General features: G+C 69.0%; 19 protein-coding genes. 12 read left to right on the top strand and 7 right to left on the bottom strand.

The window, feature by feature from the left end:
- Positions 1-138 precede the first annotated feature (138 nt).
- The 5 genes from OC184_RS04170 (at position 139) to der (ending at position 4,841) form a co-directional block, all read left to right on the top strand.
- Positions 139-738 carry a superoxide dismutase gene (locus tag OC184_RS04170; RefSeq protein WP_265505936.1) on the top strand — a complete coding sequence of 200 codons (600 nt, stop codon included), beginning with the start codon at positions 139-141 and terminating at the stop codon, positions 736-738.
- Between the two features lie 78 nt (positions 739-816).
- Positions 817-1,323, top strand: coding sequence for a VOC family protein (locus OC184_RS20695; protein ID WP_265505935.1), 507 nt, complete (start codon positions 817-819; stop codon positions 1,321-1,323).
- 13 nt (positions 1,324-1,336) lie between these two features.
- Complete coding sequence (locus OC184_RS04160) at positions 1,337-2,005, top strand: tetratricopeptide repeat protein (protein WP_265505934.1); 669 nt, start codon at positions 1,337-1,339, stop codon at positions 2,003-2,005.
- Between the two features lie 29 nt (positions 2,006-2,034).
- Entirely contained in the window at positions 2,035-3,360 is a 1,326-nt protein-coding gene (locus tag OC184_RS04155) for an outer membrane protein assembly factor BamB family protein (RefSeq protein ID WP_265505933.1), read from the top strand.
- Positions 3,357-4,841, top strand: a complete 1,485-nt coding sequence (gene der / locus OC184_RS04150) for a ribosome biogenesis GTPase Der (RefSeq protein WP_265505932.1) — start codon at positions 3,357-3,359, stop codon at positions 4,839-4,841. Before OC184_RS04155 ends, der begins: the two co-directional genes overlap by 4 nt.
- Here the strand turns inward: der and OC184_RS04145 are convergent.
- The 3 genes from OC184_RS04145 to OC184_RS04135 form a co-directional block, all read right to left on the bottom strand.
- Positions 4,838-5,575, bottom strand: a complete 738-nt coding sequence (locus OC184_RS04145; protein ID WP_265505931.1) for a hypothetical protein — start codon at positions 5,573-5,575, stop codon at positions 4,838-4,840. The two genes, der and OC184_RS04145, sit on opposite strands and share 4 nt — an antisense overlap.
- A gap of 51 nt (positions 5,576-5,626) precedes the next feature.
- Positions 5,627-6,919 carry a serine--tRNA ligase gene (gene serS, locus OC184_RS04140; RefSeq protein WP_265505930.1) on the bottom strand — a complete coding sequence of 431 codons (1,293 nt, stop codon included), beginning with the start codon at positions 6,917-6,919 and terminating at the stop codon, positions 5,627-5,629.
- Between the two features lie 86 nt (positions 6,920-7,005).
- Entirely contained in the window at positions 7,006-7,407 is a 402-nt protein-coding gene (locus OC184_RS04135) for a SoxS protein (protein WP_265505929.1), read from the bottom strand.
- A gap of 131 nt (positions 7,408-7,538) precedes the next feature.
- Between OC184_RS04135 and meaB the strand changes: the two genes are divergently transcribed.
- The 5 genes from meaB to OC184_RS04110 all read left to right on the top strand — a co-directional run bounded on the left by meaB (position 7,539) and on the right by OC184_RS04110 (position 11,004).
- Positions 7,539-8,507 (top strand): methylmalonyl Co-A mutase-associated GTPase MeaB, encoded by a 969-nt coding sequence (gene meaB, locus OC184_RS04130; RefSeq protein WP_265505928.1) that lies wholly within the window; start codon positions 7,539-7,541, stop codon positions 8,505-8,507.
- Positions 8,508-8,573: 66 nt separating this feature from the next.
- On the top strand, positions 8,574-9,662 hold the full coding sequence (locus tag OC184_RS04125) for a bifunctional transcriptional activator/DNA repair enzyme AdaA (RefSeq protein ID WP_265505927.1): 1,089 nt from the start codon (positions 8,574-8,576) through the stop codon (positions 9,660-9,662).
- Positions 9,663-9,766: 104 nt separating this feature from the next.
- Entirely contained in the window at positions 9,767-10,063 is a 297-nt protein-coding gene (gene rpmB, locus OC184_RS04120; RefSeq protein ID WP_265505926.1) for a 50S ribosomal protein L28, read from the top strand.
- 108 nt (positions 10,064-10,171) lie between these two features.
- Entirely contained in the window at positions 10,172-10,510 is a 339-nt protein-coding gene (locus tag OC184_RS04115) for a hypothetical protein (protein WP_265505925.1), read from the top strand.
- Between the two features lie 29 nt (positions 10,511-10,539).
- On the top strand, positions 10,540-11,004 hold the full coding sequence (locus OC184_RS04110; protein ID WP_265505924.1) for a copper chaperone PCu(A)C: 465 nt from the start codon (positions 10,540-10,542) through the stop codon (positions 11,002-11,004).
- 7 nt (positions 11,005-11,011) lie between these two features.
- Here OC184_RS04110 and OC184_RS04105 read toward each other — a convergent pair whose 3' ends face one another.
- Positions 11,012-11,656 (bottom strand): arylesterase, encoded by a 645-nt coding sequence (locus OC184_RS04105; RefSeq protein ID WP_265505923.1) that lies wholly within the window; start codon positions 11,654-11,656, stop codon positions 11,012-11,014.
- Entirely contained in the window at positions 11,653-14,061 is a 2,409-nt protein-coding gene (locus tag OC184_RS04100) for a heavy metal translocating P-type ATPase (RefSeq protein WP_265505922.1), read from the bottom strand. The genes OC184_RS04105 and OC184_RS04100 overlap by 4 nt, the downstream gene beginning before the upstream one ends.
- Before the next feature lie 374 nt (positions 14,062-14,435).
- On the opposite strand from OC184_RS04100, the gene OC184_RS04095 reads away from it, so the two are divergent.
- Together OC184_RS04095 and mnmH are read left to right on the top strand one after the other, a co-directional pair.
- Positions 14,436-15,011, top strand: coding sequence for a L,D-transpeptidase (locus tag OC184_RS04095; protein WP_265505921.1), 576 nt, complete (start codon positions 14,436-14,438; stop codon positions 15,009-15,011).
- Positions 15,012-15,013: 2 nt separating this feature from the next.
- Positions 15,014-16,078 carry a tRNA 2-selenouridine(34) synthase MnmH gene (gene mnmH / locus OC184_RS04090; RefSeq protein ID WP_265505920.1) on the top strand — a complete coding sequence of 355 codons (1,065 nt, stop codon included), beginning with the start codon at positions 15,014-15,016 and terminating at the stop codon, positions 16,076-16,078.
- 535 nt (positions 16,079-16,613) lie between these two features.
- Here the strand turns inward: mnmH and OC184_RS04085 are convergent.
- Together OC184_RS04085 and OC184_RS04080 are read right to left on the bottom strand one after the other, a co-directional pair.
- Positions 16,614-17,411: a purine-nucleoside phosphorylase gene (locus tag OC184_RS04085; protein WP_265505919.1), complete on the bottom strand. Its 798-nt coding sequence runs from the start codon at positions 17,409-17,411 to the stop codon at positions 16,614-16,616.
- Positions 17,395-18,423, bottom strand: coding sequence for an ABC transporter permease (locus OC184_RS04080; protein ID WP_265505918.1), 1,029 nt, complete (start codon positions 18,421-18,423; stop codon positions 17,395-17,397). Before OC184_RS04080 ends, OC184_RS04085 begins: the two co-directional genes overlap by 17 nt.
- Position 18,424 lies beyond the last annotated feature (1 nt).

Genomic DNA, 18,424 nt, shown 5'->3' with positions numbered 1-18,424 from the left:
TTGGCCGCTGGCCAAGGGGGGCAGACAGCACCTCTCTGCCCACCGGCCCGGAACCGTGCCCGCCCCCTTGCGTTGTCCGGCCGAATGCGCGACCGTGCGCCGCGACCGCAGATCCAACCCTTTCGAAAGGACAGGAAAATGGCCTTCACCCTTCCCGATCTTCCCTATTCGCACGACGCTCTGGAAGCCGCGGGCATGTCGCGCGAGACGCTGGAATATCACCACGACAAGCACCACAACGCCTATGTCACCAAGCTGAACGAGCTGGTGTCGGGGACCGAGTGGGACGGCAAGTCGCTGGAGGACATCGTCAAGGGCACCTACCAGAAGGGCGCCGTGGCGCAGAACGGCATCTTCAACAATGCCAGCCAGCACTGGAACCACACGCAGTTCTGGGAAATGATGTCGCCGAACTCGGGCGCGATGCCGTCGGAACTGGAATCCGCCATCAAGGACAGCTTCGGCTCGGTCGAGGACTTCAAGAAGAAGTTCTCGGACGCCGGCGCCGCGCAGTTCGGTTCGGGCTGGGCGTGGCTGGTCAAGAACCCGGACGGCGGCCTTGAGGTCACCAAGACCGAGAACGGCGTCAACCCGCTCTGCTTCGGCCAGACCGCGCTCCTAGGCTGCGACGTGTGGGAGCACAGCTACTACATCGACTTCCGCAACGCGCGTCCGAAGTACCTTGAGAACTTCCTCGACAAGCTGGTGAATTGGGAAAACGTGGCCTCGCGCCTCTGATCCCCGCGATCGCTAAGGCCCGCCCCACCGGCGGGCCTTTTTCATGGCCGCCATGAAACTTCTGGAAAGGACGCCGACATGAAGCCCCATGTCACGGTCGTCACCTTGGGCGTCGCCGACCTTGCACGCTCATTGGCGTTCTACCGCGATGGCTTGGGTTTGCCGACCGAAGGAATCATTGGCGAGGAATATGACCACGGCGCCGTCGTCTTCTTCGACCTGGCCGCTGGGCTGAAGCTGGCATTGTGGGCGCGGGCCGACATCGCCCACGACACCGGGCTAAATGACGCCGCGACCGATCCCATCGGGGTCACGATCGGTCACAACGTCGCCAGCCGGACCCGTGTCGACGAGGTGATGCCGAGGCGGCCCAGGCGGGCGCCCGCATCATCAAGACCGCCCGCGACACGTTCTATGGCGGATATGCCGGCTATTTCGCCGATCCCGACGACCACCTGTGGGAGGTGGTCTGGAACCCCGCGCTGCTGCCCGAAGGCTGACCCGACACAGCGGCGGCGGCAAGCCGTTCGCGGCAGTGGCTTTCCGCATGATGCAGGTATAAGACCGTGGCAACGGAATTCTTGACCTGAAGGCGGCCATGGCCAACCAGAACGACAGCTTCATCGACGAGGTCACCGAGGAACTGCGCCGCGACCGGCTCTATGGCGCAATGCGGCGCTATGGCTGGATCGGGATCCTTCTGATCGTGGTGATCGTCGGCGGGGCCGCGTGGCGCGAATACAGCCTGGCGCGCAAGCGCGCCGCCGCCGAAGCCTGGGGCGACGCCATTCTGGCCGCCGAGGCCGCTGACGATCCCGCCGCAATCCTGGCGGTCGATCCGCGGGGGTCCACCGGGCGCGCGGCGCTGGCAGGCCTGCTGGCCGCGGGCGAATATGCCGGCAGCGGCGACGACGCGGCCGCGGCCGAGACCCTGCGCGGCGTCAGCGACGCGGCCGAGCGTGCCGTTTTGATCGACCTGGCCCAGCTGAAGCTGGTGATGCTGAACGGCTCGGACATGGACCCGTCCGAACGCGACGCCATCCTGACCCGCCTGTCCCGCACCGGCGCCCCGTTCGAGCTTCTGGCGCTGGAGCAGAAGGCCGTGGCGCTGGTGGATGCAGGGAGGTCCGAGGACGCGGTCTCGCTGATCCGCCAGATCCAGCAGAAGGACGGCCTGACCGAGGCCTTGCGCCGCCGCCTGTCAGAGATGATGATCGCGCTCGGCGCCGAGCCTGAACCCGCGGACATGGCGGACGCCACGAACTGACAGACGACTGCACGAGGGGAGAGGCCGGGATGACCGCCACGCTGCGACTGACCTTGGCGATTGCCACCGGACTGGGGCTTTCCGCCTGCGGAGACCGCGACGTGATCCTGCCCGGAGAGCGGCTGGACCCGCTGGCGGTCCTCTCGGCCGACGGTCCCGCAGTCCAGGGGCCGGCGGGCATCACCGGCACCGCGCTGTCCTTGGCCGCGCCCGTCACCAATGCCGACTGGACCCATCGCGGCGGCAACGCCGCCCATGCGCCGGGTCATGTGCAGCTGGCGCCGTCGCTGAACCGCCTGTGGTCGGCCTCGATCGGGCAGGCCGAGTCGCGCCGTCACCGCATCACCGCCGATCCCGTCGTGGCCGCGGGCCGCGTCTTCACGCTGGACAGCCGTGCCCGGGTCACCGCGACGGCGCTGAGCGGCGGCCGCGCCTGGTCCACCGACATCACGCCAGTCCTTGAAAACCCCGACAGCGCCTCGGGCGGCGGACTGGCCTACGAGGGCGGGCGCATCTTCGCCACCACCGGCTTTGGCGAACTGGTGGCGCTGGACGCCGCCTCGGGTGCGGTCCTGTGGCGGCAGCGGGTCGACGCCGCGATCAGCGGCAGTCCAGCCGTACAGGACGGCGTCGTCTATGTCGCGGACACCAATGCCGTGGGCTGGGCTGTGCGCGCGAGCGACGGCCGCGTCCTGTGGCAGACTTCGGGGGCGCCGTCGGGGTCCGGCGTCATGGGCGTTGCGGTGCCGGCGGTGCAGGGCGATACGGTGGTCTTCCCCTTCCCCTCGGGGCAACTCTTGGCCGTTGACCGCCAGACCGGCCTGACGAACTGGGCCAACCAGATCGCGGGCACGCGGACCGGGCGCAGCATGGCGATCATCCGCGACGTCACCGGCGATCCGGTGATCACGGGCGGGCGCGTCTATGCCGCGACCTCGTCCGGGCGCATGGACGCGGTGGATCTGGCGACCGGCCTGCAGGAGTGGACCGCCGACGAAGGCGCCACCAGCCCCGTCGTCGTGGCCGGGGGATCGGTCTTCGCGGTGAACGACCAGGCGCAACTGGTGCGGCTGGACGCTGCCACCGGCGGGGTGATCTGGCGCCAGCCGCTGCCCTTCTTCACGACCGAGCGTGTGCGCAAGCAGAACCAGATCTTCGCGCATTACGGGCCGGTCCTGGCCGGCGGCCGCTTGCATGTCGCCTCATCCGATGGCATCTTGCGCAGCTTCGATCCCGCCACCGGCGCGCTGGTCGGTCAGGCGCAGATCCCCGGAGGGGCTGCATCGGCCCCGATCGTCGCTGGTCAAACCCTCTACGTCGTTGCGCGCAACGGCCAGTTGCATGCGTTCAGATGACTTTCACACTCGCCATCGTCGGGCGGCCCAATGTGGGCAAGTCCACCCTGTTCAACCGCCTTGTCGGGAAGAAGCTGGCCCTGGTTGATGACCAGCCGGGCGTGACCCGCGACCTTCGAGAAGGCGCAGGGCGGCTTGGCGACCTGCGCTTCGTCGTGATCGACAGCGCCGGTCTGGAAATGGCCGACGACGACAGCCTGCAGGGCCGCATGCGCCGCCTGACTGAACGGGCCGTGGACGAGGCCGACATCTGCCTGTTCGTCGTCGACGCGCGGGCCGGCGTCACCGCCGCCGACGAATACTTTGCGGAAATCCTGCGCCGCCGGGCCAGGCATGTGATCCTGGCCGCAAACAAATCCGAGGGCCGTGCCGGAGAGGCTGGCGCGATGGAAGCCTATTCCTTGGGCTTGGGAGAGCCGATCCGCATCTCGGCCGAACATGGCGAGGGGATGGACGATCTTTACCGCCTGCTGGTCCCCCTGGCCGATGAGGTCGAGGCCGGTCGGCCCGCACCCGTCGAGGCCGCGGTGGACGTGGACCTGTCCGAGGAGGACGCCGAATCCGGCGAGGGCGCCGAAGCCTGGCGCCCGTCCGAGGACAACCCCCTGCAGCTGGCCGTCATCGGGCGCCCCAACGCCGGCAAGTCCACCCTGATCAACAAGATCCTGGGCGAGGACCGCCTGCTGACCGGGCCAGAGGCCGGGATCACCCGCGATTCGATTAGCGTGACTACGCGCTTCATGGACACGCCGATGCGGATCTTCGACACCGCCGGCATGCGCAAGCGCGCCAAGGTGACCGACAAGCTTGAGAAGCTGTCGGTGGCCGACGGCCTCCGCGCCGTGCGCTTTGCCGAGGTGGTGGTGGTCCTTCTAGACGTGAACATCCCGTTCGAGCAGCAGGACCTGCGCATTGCCGATTTCGCGGAAACCGAGGGCCGCGCCGTCGTGGTCGCCGCGAACAAGTGGGACTTGGAAGAGGACAAGCCGCAGAAGCTGAACGAACTGCGCGCGAACTTCGAAAAGCTGCTACCGCAGCTGAAGGGTGCGCCTCTGGTGACGGTATCGGCACGGACCGGCAAGGGCCTCGACCGGTTGCACAACGCCATCCTGAAGGCGCACGAGGTCTGGAACCGCCGCGTGTCCACCGCCAAGCTGAACCAGTGGCTGGGCGCGATGACCGAAAGCCACCCGCCCCCCGCGCCGGGCGGACGCCGCATCCGCCTGCGCTACATGACGCAGGTGAAGACGCGGCCGCCAGCGTTCATCGTCAAGGCGACGCACACCGACAAGATCCCCGACAGCTATCAGCGTTACCTGATCAACGGCCTGCGGCAGGACTTCGACATGCCCGGCACGCCGATCCGGCTGTTCTTCCGCGACCAGGGGGGCGACAACCCCTACAAGGCGAAGGCCACGAAGATCGTGCAGTCGGGCGCGCTCTCCAAGCACAAGAACCGGCAGAAGCCCAAGGGCAGTTAACTGGCGGCGCGAACCAGCACCGTCGCCATGGCCGAGATGCCCAGGATCGCCGCAAGCGCGATCATCGGGTCGCTACCCATCGTGGTGACGGCAAGCCCGCAGAACGCCCAGATCAGCGCCAGCGAATAGCCGACGCTGGACCCGATCCACAACTGCGCCGCCATGCCGATGGCCGCGCCCGGCAGGATGGCCAGTGCCGACAGCGCCTGCACCGGCAGCTTGTCGGCCGCCAGCCCCGCCAGCGTCGCCGAGAAGACCGCCGTGGACCACCCTGCCAGAAAGCCGACCGCGGGCCGTCGGTGCCCCGCCGCGCGACCCGCCGCGACGATGGCGCAGAACGCCCCCAGGCCGGCCACCGCCGCCAGCAGGAACGGCCTTGTCAAAAGCCACGGCATGGCCGTCGCCGCGATCAGGGCGATGCTCATCAGTGGCCAGACGTGGGGCAGTTCGTCACGTTCCGCGATGTCGTCGGACGGGTCGATGAATTGCCCCACCGCATCCAGCGACACCATCGCCCAGATCGCCGCCAGCAGGGCCCACATGACGATGTTCACGGGGTCTAGGTACAACTCGGGGATGTGCCGCGGGATGCTGCTGGCGATCTGCGGCGGCGGCCCGGACAAGCGCGCATCGTCGGGCACGCTGTCGTGGGTGAACGGGACGGCATGGCTGATCCCGGCGATCACGAAGATGGCCGATGCTGCCAGATAGACAAGGGTCCCGCGCCTGATCATGCAGGCGAACGCGCGGCACCGGGGGCCGGTTTCCGCGCTGCGGAAATGCGCTCAGGACAGGACGCCTTCGGCCGACAACCGCGTTGCGCCGCCCAGATAGGGGCGCAGCACCTGCGGCAGGACCACCGAGCCGTCAGCCTGCTGGCCGTTTTCCAAGACGGCGATCAGCGTGCGCCCCACAGCCAGGCCGGACCCGTTCAGCGTGTGGACGAATTCCGGCTTGCCGCCGCCCTCGGGGCGGTAGCGGGCGTTCATGCGGCGCGCCTGGTAGTCGCCGCAATAGCTGACGCTGCTGATCTCGCGATAGCGGTCCTGGCCGGGCAGCCAGACTTCCAGGTCATGGGTGATGCGCGCGCCCGCGCCCATGTCGCCGGTGCACAGGATGATGGTGCGATAGGGCAGCTCCAGCGCCTCCAGCACGGCTTCGGCGCAGCGGGTCATGCGGTCGTGTTCGGCCAGCCCACTTTCGGCATCGGTGATTGACACCATCTCGACCTTCTCGAACTGGTGCTGGCGCAGCATGCCGGTGGTGTCGCGGCCGGCGCTGCCGGCTTCGGACCGGAAGCACTGGCTGTGCGCGACCATGCGGCGGGGGAGGGTCGCGTGATCGACCAGATCGCCATGGACCGTATTGGTCAGCGTCACCTCGGCGGTGGGGATCAGCCAGTATCCTTCGCGGGTCAGATAGCTGTCCTCGCCGAACTTGGGCAGCTGGCCGGTGCCCAGCATCATGTCCTCGAGGACCAGGACGGGGGTCCAGGTCTCCTCAAGGCCGTGCTTGTCGATGTGCAGGTCGATCATGAACTGCGCCAGCGCCCGATGGATGCGCGCGATGCCGCCCTTCAGCACGACGAACCGGCTGCCTGACAGCTTGGCGCCGGTCTCGAAATCCATGCCGGGGCGGACGCCCGCGATCTCGAAATGCTCCTTCGGCGGGAAATCGAAGGCGCGCGGGTTGCCCCAGCGGCGCAGTTCCACGTTGTCATCCTCGTCAGCGCCGTCGGGAACGCGGTCCAGCGGCAGGTTCGGGATGCCCAGCAGCAGGTCGCGCAGCCGCGCGTCCAGATCCGCGGCCTCGGCCTGCATGGTGGCGATGTCGGACTTGGTCTGGGCGACCAGCGCGCGAAGACGCTCGAACTCGGCCTCGTCGCCGCGGGCCTTGGCGGCGCCGACCTCCTTGCTGGCCTTGTTCTGTTCGGCCTGCGCGTTTTCGGCGGCACTGATGCGGGCGCGGCGGTCGCTGTCCAGCGACAGGATCTGCGAGGTCAGGCCGTGCAGTCCGCGGCGGTTCAGCGCCTGTTCGAACGCTTCGGGATTGTCACGGATCGCACGGATGTCATGCATGGCGGCACCTTCGCAAATTGCATTGCTGCCTGCCTAGCGCAACGCCGCGTCCGACAAAAGCCCAGCCGTGCGCCCCGGAGATGCCGTCAGGGCGCCGCGCCCGGAGTAATGTCCGCGCGCTGCATCATCTCCTCGAGCACCGGATAGAAATACCGCTGGCCGACATAGCCTTCGACCCGGCCAACCTCGACCCCCCGATCCAGCAGGATGAAGCTGGGGGTGATGCGGGGGCGGCGGTCCAGCGCCAGGCCGTCTGGGAAGGGGCCGTCCACATCCACCTCGAACAGCGGCGCGGTGCGCCCGGCGGCCGAGGCTGAGAAGCTCGGTCCGATCTCGGCCTTCCAGGCACGGCAGAAGTGGCAATAGGGCGACTGCACCATCATCAGTTGCACGGGCTGCGTCGCCCAGTCCTGTTGCGCCCATGCAGGCCCGGCGACTGCCAGGACGCACAGGGCGAGGGCGACGGATCTGCGGGAAAACCTGGCCATGGCCCGTCCTTGGTTGACCCCGACAGCCTAGCCCTGCCGGGCGGTGCGCACAAGGTGCGGGTCGGCGGGGCGGGGATTGCCGCAGGGCGCCATCTGGTCCACTCTGCGGCCCGGTCTGGGCGGAGTGATCGATGGACGAACTTCTCGAACCTTTGACGAAGGGCGATCGCCGGGCGCTGTCGCGCGCCATCACGCTGGTTGAATCGACCCGGCCCGACCACCGCGACCGCGCGCAGGCGCTGATCGGGGCGCTGCCCGACCGGCAGGCCCTGCGGATCGGGCTGTCCGGTACGCCCGGCGTCGGCAAATCCACATTCATCGAGGCTTTCGGCACCCGCCTGACGGAACAGGGCCTGCGGGTCGCGGTCCTGGCGGTCGATCCCTCCTCAGCCCGTTCCGGGGGGTCGATCCTGGGCGACAAGACGCGGATGGAGCTGTTGTCCCGCAACCCCAGCGCGTTCATCCGGCCCACCCCTTCCAGCGCGCAACTGGGCGGCGTGGCACGCCGCACGCGCGAAGCGATCCGCCTGTGCGAGGCCGCGGGCCACGACGTCATCCTGATCGAGACTGTCGGCGTCGGCCAGTCCGAGACGCTGGTCGCCGACATGACAGACCTCTTCGTGCTGCTGCTGGCCCCGGCGGGCGGGGACGAATTGCAGGGCGTCAAGCGCGGCATCATGGAGATGGCCGACCTGATCCTGGTCAACAAGGCCGATGGCGAACTGATGTCGGCGGCTCGCCGCACGGTCGCCGATTACGCGGGCGCCCTGCGCCTGCTGCGCAAGCGCCCGCAGGACCCCGAGGGGTTTCCCCAGGCGCTGCCGGTCTCGGCCGCGACCGGGGCGGGGCTGGACGAAGCATGGGACCGGATGCGCCAGCTGTTCGACTGGCGGCGCGACCACGGCCATTTCGACCGCATCCGCGCCCAGCAGGCCCGGCACTGGTTCCTTGCCGAACTTCGCGCAGGCCTTCTGGCGCAGCTGGACGCCCCAGACGCGCGGGCCCGCATCGACGATCTGGGGCAGTCGGTCGCTGCGGGCGACATCGCGCCAGGCATCGCCGCACAGCAGGTGCTGGACTGGCTGGGCGCGCGGGAATAGCTGCCCGATTTCGCGCCCCATGGCATCCGCGAATCGGGTATCAAGGGCCAGAAGGGGGGACATCCGATGCGGGACCTGATGGATCATGACCGGCTCTATGCCGCGCTGGTGGCACGCGATGCCGCCTATGAGGGTGTGGCGCTGGTGGGTGTCACCTCGACCGGGATCTTCTGCCGGCTGACCTGCCCGGCGCGAAAGCCACGGCCCGAGAACTGCCGCTGGTTCGACAATGCGGCCGCGGCGCGGGCGGCAGGTTTCCGGCCCTGCCTGCGCTGCAAACCCGACGGCCCGCAGGCCGAGGCGCATCCGGTGATCGCCGGCCTGACCGCCGCGCTTGCCGCACGCCCCGGCCATCGCTGGTCCGAGGCCGACCTGATTGACCTGGGCCACGACCCCTCGACCGTCCGGCGGCTGTTCCGGCAGCATTTCGGGCAGAGCTTCCTGCAGATGGCTCGTGCCGCGCGGCTGCGGCAGGGACTGCAAACGCTGCACAAGGGGGGCAGGATGATCGACGCGCAACTGCAAGCCGGATTCGAATCGGCATCGGGCTTTCGAGAAGCCTTTCGGGCCCTCTTCGGCCACGCCCCCCACCAGATGCAGGGCGATCTGCGTGCGGATTGGATCGACACACCACTTGGCGGGATGATCGTCATCGCCGATGACCATGTCCTGCACCTGCTGGAATTCGTTGACCGCAAGGCCCTGCCGCAAGGGTTGCGGCGGCTGTCGGCGCTGGTCGGCGGGCGCATCGGGCTGGGCCGGACCGGCCTGACTGACCTGACCGAGCGGGCGCTTGGGCGGTTCTTCGCGGGCGAGGATGGACGGCTGGACATGCCGCTCCGCCTTTTTGGGACGCCCTTTCAGGCGCGTGTCTGGCAGGCGTTGCGCGACATCCCGGCGGGCGAGACGCGCAGCTATTCCCAGCTGGCTGCCGCCATCGGCCAGCCAAGCGCGGTGCGGGCGGTGGCCGCCGCCAATGGCGCCAACCGGCTGGCGCTGGTCGTGCCATGCCACCGCGTGATCGGCAGCGACGGCAGCATGACGGGCTATGCCGGGGGGCTGTGGCGCAAGGAACGGCTCATCGCGCTCGAGGCCGGCTATCGCGCGGCAGGGAATCGCCCGGCAAGGCTTGACGCAGGGCCGCAATCGCTGTAACCACCCGCGAACGGAATTCCGGGCGCTGCCTCGCGGCGCCCTTTCACATTGGGACGGACCCACTGCCGGGAACGCCCGCATAGCTGAGACGAAGGAACACAACCATGTCGCGCGTCTGCGAACTGACCGGCAAAGGCCCGATGACCGGTAACAATGTCAGCCATGCCAACAACAAGACCCGTCGCCGGTTCCTGCCGAACCTGAACGAGGTCACGCTGTTGTCCGAAAAGCTCGGCCGCGGCTATTCGCTGCGGATCTCGGCCGCCGCCCTGCGCTCGGTCGATCATCGTGGCGGTCTGGACGCCTTCCTGTCCAAGGCCAAGGACACGGACCTGTCCGACCGCGCCCTGAAGATCAAGCGCGAGCTGTCGAAAGCCGAAGGCGAAGCCGCCTCGGCCTGAACGGTCGTAGACCGCCGCCCGCGCAGCCCCGTCGATCAGGCGGGGCTTTCGCATGCCTGCGTCCGATCGCCTGCTGACCCGCCTGTCGGGGTCCGCTAAGGTTCCGCCATGTTCCGCCCCGTCCCTCTTGTCCTGATCCTTGTCGTGATGCTGACCAGCGTCGGCCTGGGCGCCGCGCGCGGGACCGTGCGCCAGGGGACCGAGGTCGTCCTGTGCACCGGGCACGGTGTCGTGGTGACGGTGCTTCCGGGCGATCAGGGCCGCACCGCCCATCTCTGCCCCGACATGGCCTTGGCTATGCTGGCCGCGATCGGCGCGCCGGACGTCGTTCTGCCGCAGCGCATCCTGGTCGCGCTTGCGGCCCCGCTGACGCGCCGGTCCCGTGCCGCTGGTGTCCGGCGCACCACGATCCGGGTGCGCGATCCTCCGGCCGTCCTCGTCGCCTGAGAATCACATTTCGGAACACGAGGACCACCATGAAGACCCCGACCCTTGCCGCCATCGCGGCCCTGCTGCCCGTGGCCGCCCTGGCCCATGACGGCATGCACATCAACGACGCTTATGTCCGCAGCACCAACCCCAAGACCGGCGCGGTCTTCCTGACGCTGGAAAACCACCGCGAGGTTGCCTGCACGCTGCAATCCGTCGCCTCGGACGCGGCCGAGCGGGCCGAGCTGCACAGCCATGCCGAAGAGGGTGGCGTCATGCGCATGGGCCCGATCGAAGGCGGCATCACCGTCGACGCGGGCCAGGCGCATCAGCTGGCGCGGGGCGGCGACCACGTCATGCTGCTGGGCCTGACGCGGCCGCTGGCCGATGGCGACAGCATCGAGCTGAGCTTCGATTTCGGCGATTGCGGCACCGAGACCGCCACGGCCACCGTCGACAACCAGCGCCAGGATGCCGAGCCGACCGGCCACGGCGACCACGCCGGGCACTGATCCGGGATCAGGCCGCGCGGCGGACCAGCTGTGCGGCCACGGGTCCCAGATGATCGACCATCAGCTGCACCCCCTTGGCCGAGGGGTGCACACCGTCCAGAAGCAGCCCCGCCTGCCGATCCCTCGGCATCGCCACAAGCGGCGCATAAAGGTTCGGCAGCACCAGCGCGTCATGCCGAAGGGCCAGCCGGGGCCAGATCGCGGCCCAGGCGGCGCGGCTGCCTGGATCGCGGCCGGGATCCTCGACCCCGACCAGCAGCAGCGGCCGTCCGCCCTGACCTGCGGCAGTCAGGATCGCGTCGAGGTTCCCCTCGGCCTGCTCCGGCGGCCAGCCCTGCAGCATGTCGTTGCCACCAAGCTCGACGATGACGGCATCGGGGCGATGCTTCCGCAGCGCGGGGCCGATCCGCTTGCGCCCGTCTTCGGTGGTGTCGCCCGAAGCCCCGGCATCGATCAGCCGCGCCGGATGGCCGTGGGCCTCCAGCCAGTCCGACAGCTGCGGCACCAGCCCCTGACCCTGCGGCAGACCATAGCCCGCCGTCAGGCTGTCGCCGAAGCACAGGACGCGCGGCGGTGTCTGCGCGACGGCGCAGGCGGGCAGCGCCATGGTCAGGGCGGCGGCGACCAGCAGCTGGCGGCGGTTCATCGTCATGCGGCACCTCTCAATCTCAGGGCATTGCCTACCACGAAGACCGAGGACAGCGCCATCGCCGCCGCCCCCAGCATCGGCGACAGCTGCGGGCCGCCGAAGGGCACCAGCACACCCATTGCCACGGGAATCAGCGCGGCGTTGTAGGCGAAAGCCCAGAACAGGTTCTGCCGGATATTGCGCATCACCGCACGCGACAGCCTGATGGCGCGGACCACGCCCCCAGGATCCCCGGACATCAGCACCGCATCGGCGGATTCGATGGCGATGTCGGTGCCGGTGCCGATGGCGACGCCGGTATCAGCCGCGGCCAGCGCGGGCGCGTCGTTGATGCCGTCGCCGACGAAGACGCTGCCTTTGCCCATGCCCCTGATCGCCGTCAGCTTGTCTTCCGGCGTCAGCCCGGCATGGATACGGTCGATGCCGATACGTGCGCCCACGGCTTTGGCCGTCGCCGGCAGGTCGCCCGAAAGCATCGCCGTCTCCAGCCCCAGCTGGTGCAGGTCGGCGATGGTGGATGTGGCCTCGGGGCGTTCGGGATCGGCCAGGGCAAAGGTCGCCACATGGTGCCCGTCGACGGCCAGATGCACCGGAGTCGCGCCCTGAGCGGCGGCGGCCTCGGCCTGCGCCATCAGCTCCGGGGCCGGAGTCACGCCTGCGGCTTTCAGCGCGGCGCCGTTGCCGATCAGCAAGGCGTGCCCATCAACCACTGCGGTCAGGCCGCGGCCAGCCGTGGCGGTGACCGTTTCGGCGGCGGGCAGGTCCATCCCCTCGGCCTCGGCCAGGATGGCGGCGGCCAGCGGATGTTCGGACCGGGCCTCGGCTGCGGCGGTGAGGCGCAGGGCCTGCCGGGGCTCGATGCCGTCGGTCCAGGTCCCAGTGACCCGAGGGCGGCCCAGGGTCAGCGTACCCGTCTTGTCGAAGGCCACGACCCGCGCCTCGGCCAGCTTCTGCAGCGCGTCGCCGCGGCGGAAGAGGACGCCCAGCTGCGCGCCGCGTCCGCTGCCCACCATGATCGAGACCGGCACTGCCAGCCCCATCGCGCAGGGGCAGGCGATGATCAGCACCGACACCGCCGCCACGACCGCATGCGCCAGCCCCGGCCCCCAGATCAGCCACAGCACGAAGGTCAGCGCCGCCAGCGCCATCACGGCCGGCACGAAGACCAGCGTCACCCGGTCGACCAGCGCCTGGACGGGCAGGCGCGCCGCCTGAGCCTGTTCGACCAGCGCCACTATCCGCGACAGGACCGTGTCGGTCCCGGTCGCAGTGACGCGATAGGTCAGGGCCGAATTGCCGTTGACCGTGCCCCCTGTCACCTTGTCGCCAGGTGCCTTGGACGCCGGCACCGGCTCTCCGGTCAGCATCGATTCGTCCACGGGGCCCGAGCCTTCCGTCACCACCCCGTCCAGCGCGACGCGCTCACCCGGCGCCAGCAGCAGCAGGTCGCCCGCCCGCAGGTCCGCGACGGGCAGCTTGACGGGCCGGCCGTCCCGAAGGGCGGTTGCCGTGTCGGGGGCCAGCGCGATCAGCGCGCGGATCGCGGCACCGGCCTGGCCCTTGGCGCGCGCCTCCAGCCAGCGGCCCATGAGGATCAGCGTGACGATGACCGCCGCCGCCTCGAACCAGACCTGCCGGGAGGCGACCGGCACCACGCCCGGCGCCAGCGTCACCACGGCGGAGAACAGGAACGCGGTCCCCGACCCGAGCGCCACGAGGCTGTTCATCTCGGGCGCCCCGCGCCGCAGCGCAGGCAGGCCCGCCGCGAAGAAGCGCCGCCCCGGCCCGGCAAGGACGGCCAGCGCCAGGACCATCTGCACGATCCACAATGCGCGGGTCGGGACGACGCTATGCAGCCAGTGGTGGAAGCCCGGCACGACATGGCCGCCCATCTCGACCACGAAGATCGGCAGGGTCAGCGCCAGCGCAATGAGGAAGTCGCGCCGCAGGACAGGGGCTTCGTCGGGCGGCGGGGCCGCGGGCCTGCCGGGCGCGGCGACCTGGGCGGGATAGCCCATCTCGGTCACCAGACGCGCCAGCGTGTCTGGCGACAGTCCGGGGGCATGCATCACCTGCGCCTGATGCGTCGCCAGGTTCACCTGCGCCTCGGCCACGTCGGGCCGCGCGGACAGCGCCCGGCTGATGCGCCCGGAACACGAGGCGCAGCTCATCCCCTCGATGGAGAGGCGGGTGGTCGTCAGGTCTGCGGGATAGCCCGCCTGCGCCAGCGCCTCCTGCACTTGTGGCAGGGTGGCGCCGTCAAGGCGCAGATGGGCGCGCTTGGTGACGGGGTTCACGTTCAGATCGCTGACCCCCGGCAGAGCGGTCAGGGCGCGCGTGACGCGGCCCGCGCAGGATGCGCAGCTGATGCCCGGAATGGGCAGGTCAAGTTCGGTGGCGGATGTCATGTCCAAATTCCCTGATGTCGTGGATCGGTGCCGTGACGATCAGGGAAGGCGGCGCCTGGGGCCGGGTGGGCGCGCGATCGGCCTGGTGGCTGCGCGGGAAAGCATCGACGGCCAGGGGCCGCGGCCGAGGCGCGGGCCGGGACAAGCGGGGCCTGGCGAAGATGTGGCAGCGGCACGCACGATCGCCCCGGCCCCGGCACAGGTGGGCCGGACGGACGGTCGCCTTGCGGCGGGCGGGTTCTGGGCGGCTGCAGCACATGACCCACAGATGTGGCGCCGGCAGGGGCGGGTCAAGCCCCCGTACGCCGACGTGAGTTGCGGGCAACCGGTCTTTTCCTGTATCCATGGCCCGAATGACCCGACGAGGAAAAAGCATGAACCGCCGTCAGATGATCTCGCTGGCCCTGCCGATGGCCGTGGCCCTGGCCGCCGCGCCTTCGCTGGTGATGGCCCAGTCCGCGCCCGCCGCCCCCGTCGCGGCCGATCCCTATGTCCCGACCGAGGTCGCCATCCGCGACGACTTCGAGGTCGGCAGCATCGTCGTCGTCAGCCGCGACTTCTTCCTCTATCACGTCGTCGCGCCGGGCCGGGCCATCCGCTATGGCGTGGCCGTCGGCAAGGACGAACTGGTCTGGAAGGGCAAGGCCACCATCGGCCGGAAGGTCGAGTGGCCCAGCTGGCGCCCGACCCAGGACATGATCGAGCGCAACCCCGACGCCTATCAGAAATATGCCGACGGCATGCCGGGTGGCCCGAAGAACCCTCTGGGGGCGCGGGCGCTCTATCTCTATAACGCTCAGGGGCAGGACACCGCGATCCGCATTCACGGCACGACCGATCCCGGCTCGATCGGGCGGGCGGTGTCGAACGGCTGCCTCAGGATGCGCAACGAGGCCGTGATCAGCCTGTTCGACCAGGTTCCGGTCGGCACGCCCGTCTACGTCTTCTGATCTTGAACCTGCGCCTGTCACGCGTTGCCGATCCCGCGCTGTCGGGCTTCGACCAGGTCATCGATGCCAGATCCCCGGCGGAATTCGCCGAGGATCACCTGCCCGGCGCGATCAACCTGCCCGTCCTGAGCGACGAGGAAAGGGCCCGGGTCGGCACGATCTACAAGCAGGTGTCGCCCTTCGATGCCCGCAAGATCGGCGGCGCGCTGGTCATCTCGGCCATTGCCCGCCATATCTCGGGGCCCCTGTCCGGACATGACGGGACGTGGCGGCCGCTGGTCTATTGCTGGCGCGGCGGCCAGCGGTCTGGCGCCTTCACCACGCTGCTGAGAGAGGTCGGCTGGCGGGCCGACCGTCTTGAGGGCGGCTACAAGGCGTGGCGCCGGCTGGTGGTCGACTTGGTCCAGAACGGGCCTGTCCCGTCGCCGGTGATCGTCCTGGACGGCAACACCGGCAGCGCCAAGACCGAGATCCTGCTGCGGCTGGCCGATCGCGGGCACCAGGTCATCGACCTCGAAGGGCTGGCGAACCATCGCGGCAGCATCTTCGGGGGCATGCCCGGCGGTCAGCCCAGCCAGAAGATGTTCGAAAGCCGGCTTGCTTTGACTCTCGAGGCGCTGGACCCGGCCCGCCCGGTCCTGGTCGAGGCCGAGAGCAGCCGCATCGGCAACCTCAACGTGCCCAAGGCGATGTGGCAGGCGATCTGCGCCGCCCCCCGCATCCGGCTGGAGGTTCCGGTCGAGGCGCGGGCGGCCTTCACCGCCGACCGCTATGCCGAGGTTCTGGGCGACGGCACCCGCATGACGGCGATCCTGGCGCAGCTGACCGCGGTGCACCCGGCCGAGCGCATTGCCATGTGGCGGCAGATGCTGGCGGTCGGTGACCTCTACGGCATTTCCGAAAGCCTGCTGCGGGACCATTACGACCCGCGTTATCAGCGCCACCGCGCCCGCCATGACGACGGGCAGGGCCGGACCGTCGCGGTCGAGGGTCTGGACGACCTCGACACCGCAGCCTCGAAGGTCGAGGCCGCTCTGGCGGTGATGCAGACGCCCGTCGATCGCTGAAGAACGCTGGTCAAACGTTCTTTTCGACATCGCCGATCGGAATGGCGTCCGTCAGCCGTATCTGAATTCGGGCAGGTGCCGCCCAAATTCTCCTGCATCGCGCCGAAGCCGCTGGCATATGGCAAAGCGGGCAGCACATCTTTTTGAAATTAGCTGCCTCATTGCGGCCGGAGTGCGTCTTCTGGCCGCTGCTCCAGCGGTGGCGAGACGCTCCGCTGCCGGCGTTGAAGTGAGGCAAGGCAAGGCTTGGCTTTGGCAAACCACAGAACAAATTTTGCCTCTGCAATCATGCCGAACCCCTTGCTTTGCCACGTCGTCAGCTGGCCCGTACGTTGGCAGCCACGGCCTCCCGGAACGATCGAGACTGGCCTGATTCGCGCCAGGACCCAGTTTGGCTTCCAGTATTAACTCTTCGACTCTCGGATGCCTGCTGGCGGTTTGCTCAGCATCGGGGACTACCAAATGTTTCATTGGAGAGCATTGGGCGTTGGGCATCGACGCGAAGACAAGCCAACTCTGCCGGCTATCGTGCCGGTCAACCGCGAAGGAAGCGGCGCAGCACCGCCTCCAGCTTGGCGGCACCGAGGGGGGCCATGGCCTTGGTGTGATCGTGGCTGATCGCCTCGTCCGACAGCCCCGCGCCCATGTTGGTGATGACCGAAATGGCGGCGCAGCGCAGACCCAGGAAGCGCGACAGGATAATTTCGGGAACGGTGGACATGCCGACGGCATCGGCGCCAAGCGTCCGGGCGGCCCGAATCTCGGCCGGCGTCTCGAAGCTGGGGCCCGAGAACCAGCAATAGACGCCCTCGGGGAGTTCGATGCCCTCGGCCTCGGCGGCGGCGTGCAGGGCCGACCGCATGTCAACGTCATGGGCGTCGGTCATCGGCACGAAGCGGGCGTCCGTCACCTCTCCAATCAGGGGGTTCGTTCCGGCGAAGGCGATGTGATCGCTCAGCAGCATCAGCGCGCCCGGCGGAATGTCGGGGCGCAGCGAGCCTGCGGCGTTGGTCAGGATCAACCGCCTGCAGCCAAGCGCCGCCAGCACCTCCAGCGGCAGGCGCATCGCATCCGCCCGCCCCGATTCGTAGTAATGTGACCGCCCGCCGAAGACGGCGACCCGCGCACCCTCAAGCTGGCCGATCACCAGCTGCGGCACATGGCCCGACACGCCCGCATGGGGAAAGCCCGGCAGGTCGGAGTAGGGGATGGCCACGCCCTCGACCTTGGCGGCCAGATGGCCCAGCCCCGACCCCAGGATCAGGCCAATGTCGGGCGCGTCCTGACCCGCGCGGTCGCGGATCAGGGCGGCAAGCTCAGCGCTCCTTGACATAGGGCTCTCCTCCGGCGCGGGGCGGAACGGCGCGGCCGACGAAGCCCGCCAGGATCACCACCGTCAGGATATAGGGCAGCGCGTTCATGAACATCGACGGCACGGTCACGAAGCCCAGGTCCAGGTTCGGATAGAGGTTCGCGATCGCCTCGAGGAGGCCGAAGAGGAAGGTCGCGAACAGCGCCTGCCACGGCCGCCACTTGGCAAAGATCAGTGCCGCCAAGGCGATGAAGCCGCGCCCCGCCGTCATTTCCTTGACGAATCCCGCCGACAGGGCAGTGGCCAGATAAGCGCCGGCGATGCCAGTCAGCACGCCGCAGATCGCGACCGCGGCATAGCGGAGCCGCGTCACGGACACGCCCGCGGTATCGACCGAGGCGGGGTTTTCCCCCACCGCCCGCAGCCGCAGGCCGAAGCGCGTGCGGAAGAGCACCCACCAAGTCAGCGGCACCAGCGCAAAGGCCACATAGACTAGAATCGTGTGCCCCGAGACCAGCCCCGAGTAGATCGGCCCCAGCACTGGCATGTCGCGGACCGCATCGGCGAAGGGCAGGGTGATCGGATTGAACCGACCAGCCCCCGTCAGCGACGGTGTGCGCCCGCCCAGCCCGAAGGCGTTCTGGCCGACCAGCACCGTCAGGCCCGAGGCGAGGAAGTTGATCGCCACGCCGGAGATCAGCTGGTTGCCCTTGAACGTGATCGAGGCCAGCCCGTGGATCAGCGACAGGACCAGCGCCCCCGCGATGCCCGCGGCCAGCCCCAGCCAGGCGCTGCCGGTCAGGAATGCGACCGAGGCCGAGGTGAAGGCTGCCATCAGCATCTTGCCTTCCAGCCCGATGTCGAAGACGCCGGCCCGTTCGGAGTAAAGCCCCGCAAGGCAGGCCAGCAGCAGCGGCGTCATCAGGCGCAGGGCGCTGCCGATGCCCTGCTGCGCAGCGGGCCCGTCTGCCAGCGCCCAGAGAATGCAGATCGCCAGAACGATGATGGCGATGAAGGAATCCTTGAGGTTCATC

Source organism: Paracoccus rhizosphaerae, assembly GCF_026162645.1.
GTDB classification, from domain to species: domain Bacteria; phylum Pseudomonadota; class Alphaproteobacteria; order Rhodobacterales; family Rhodobacteraceae; genus Paracoccus; species Paracoccus rhizosphaerae.
This window is presented reverse-complemented; position numbering and strand designations above follow the sequence as displayed.

Coding starts and splice junctions, on each gene's coding strand:
- OC184_RS04170 (WP_265505936.1), top strand. CDS start 139: ATGGCCTTCACCCTTCCCGATCTTCCCTATTCGCACGACGCTCTGGAA.
- OC184_RS20695 (WP_265505935.1), top strand. CDS start 817: ATGAAGCCCCATGTCACGGTCGTCACCTTGGGCGTCGCCGACCTTGCA.
- OC184_RS04160 (WP_265505934.1), top strand. CDS start 1,337: ATGGCCAACCAGAACGACAGCTTCATCGACGAGGTCACCGAGGAACTG.
- OC184_RS04155 (WP_265505933.1), top strand. CDS start 2,035: ATGACCGCCACGCTGCGACTGACCTTGGCGATTGCCACCGGACTGGGG.
- der (WP_265505932.1), top strand. CDS start 3,357: ATGACTTTCACACTCGCCATCGTCGGGCGGCCCAATGTGGGCAAGTCC.
- OC184_RS04145 (WP_265505931.1), bottom strand. CDS start 5,575: ATGATCAGGCGCGGGACCCTTGTCTATCTGGCAGCATCGGCCATCTTC.
- serS (WP_265505930.1), bottom strand. CDS start 6,919: ATGCATGACATCCGTGCGATCCGTGACAATCCCGAAGCGTTCGAACAG.
- OC184_RS04135 (WP_265505929.1), bottom strand. CDS start 7,407: ATGGCCAGGTTTTCCCGCAGATCCGTCGCCCTCGCCCTGTGCGTCCTG.
- meaB (WP_265505928.1), top strand. CDS start 7,539: ATGGACGAACTTCTCGAACCTTTGACGAAGGGCGATCGCCGGGCGCTG.
- OC184_RS04125 (WP_265505927.1), top strand. CDS start 8,574: ATGCGGGACCTGATGGATCATGACCGGCTCTATGCCGCGCTGGTGGCA.
- rpmB (WP_265505926.1), top strand. CDS start 9,767: ATGTCGCGCGTCTGCGAACTGACCGGCAAAGGCCCGATGACCGGTAAC.
- OC184_RS04115 (WP_265505925.1), top strand. CDS start 10,172: ATGTTCCGCCCCGTCCCTCTTGTCCTGATCCTTGTCGTGATGCTGACC.
- OC184_RS04110 (WP_265505924.1), top strand. CDS start 10,540: ATGAAGACCCCGACCCTTGCCGCCATCGCGGCCCTGCTGCCCGTGGCC.
- OC184_RS04105 (WP_265505923.1), bottom strand. CDS start 11,656: ATGACGATGAACCGCCGCCAGCTGCTGGTCGCCGCCGCCCTGACCATG.
- OC184_RS04100 (WP_265505922.1), bottom strand. CDS start 14,061: ATGACATCCGCCACCGAACTTGACCTGCCCATTCCGGGCATCAGCTGC.
- OC184_RS04095 (WP_265505921.1), top strand. CDS start 14,436: ATGAACCGCCGTCAGATGATCTCGCTGGCCCTGCCGATGGCCGTGGCC.
- OC184_RS04085 (WP_265505919.1), bottom strand. CDS start 17,411: ATGTCAAGGAGCGCTGAGCTTGCCGCCCTGATCCGCGACCGCGCGGGT.
- OC184_RS04080 (WP_265505918.1), bottom strand. CDS start 18,423: ATGAACCTCAAGGATTCCTTCATCGCCATCATCGTTCTGGCGATCTGC.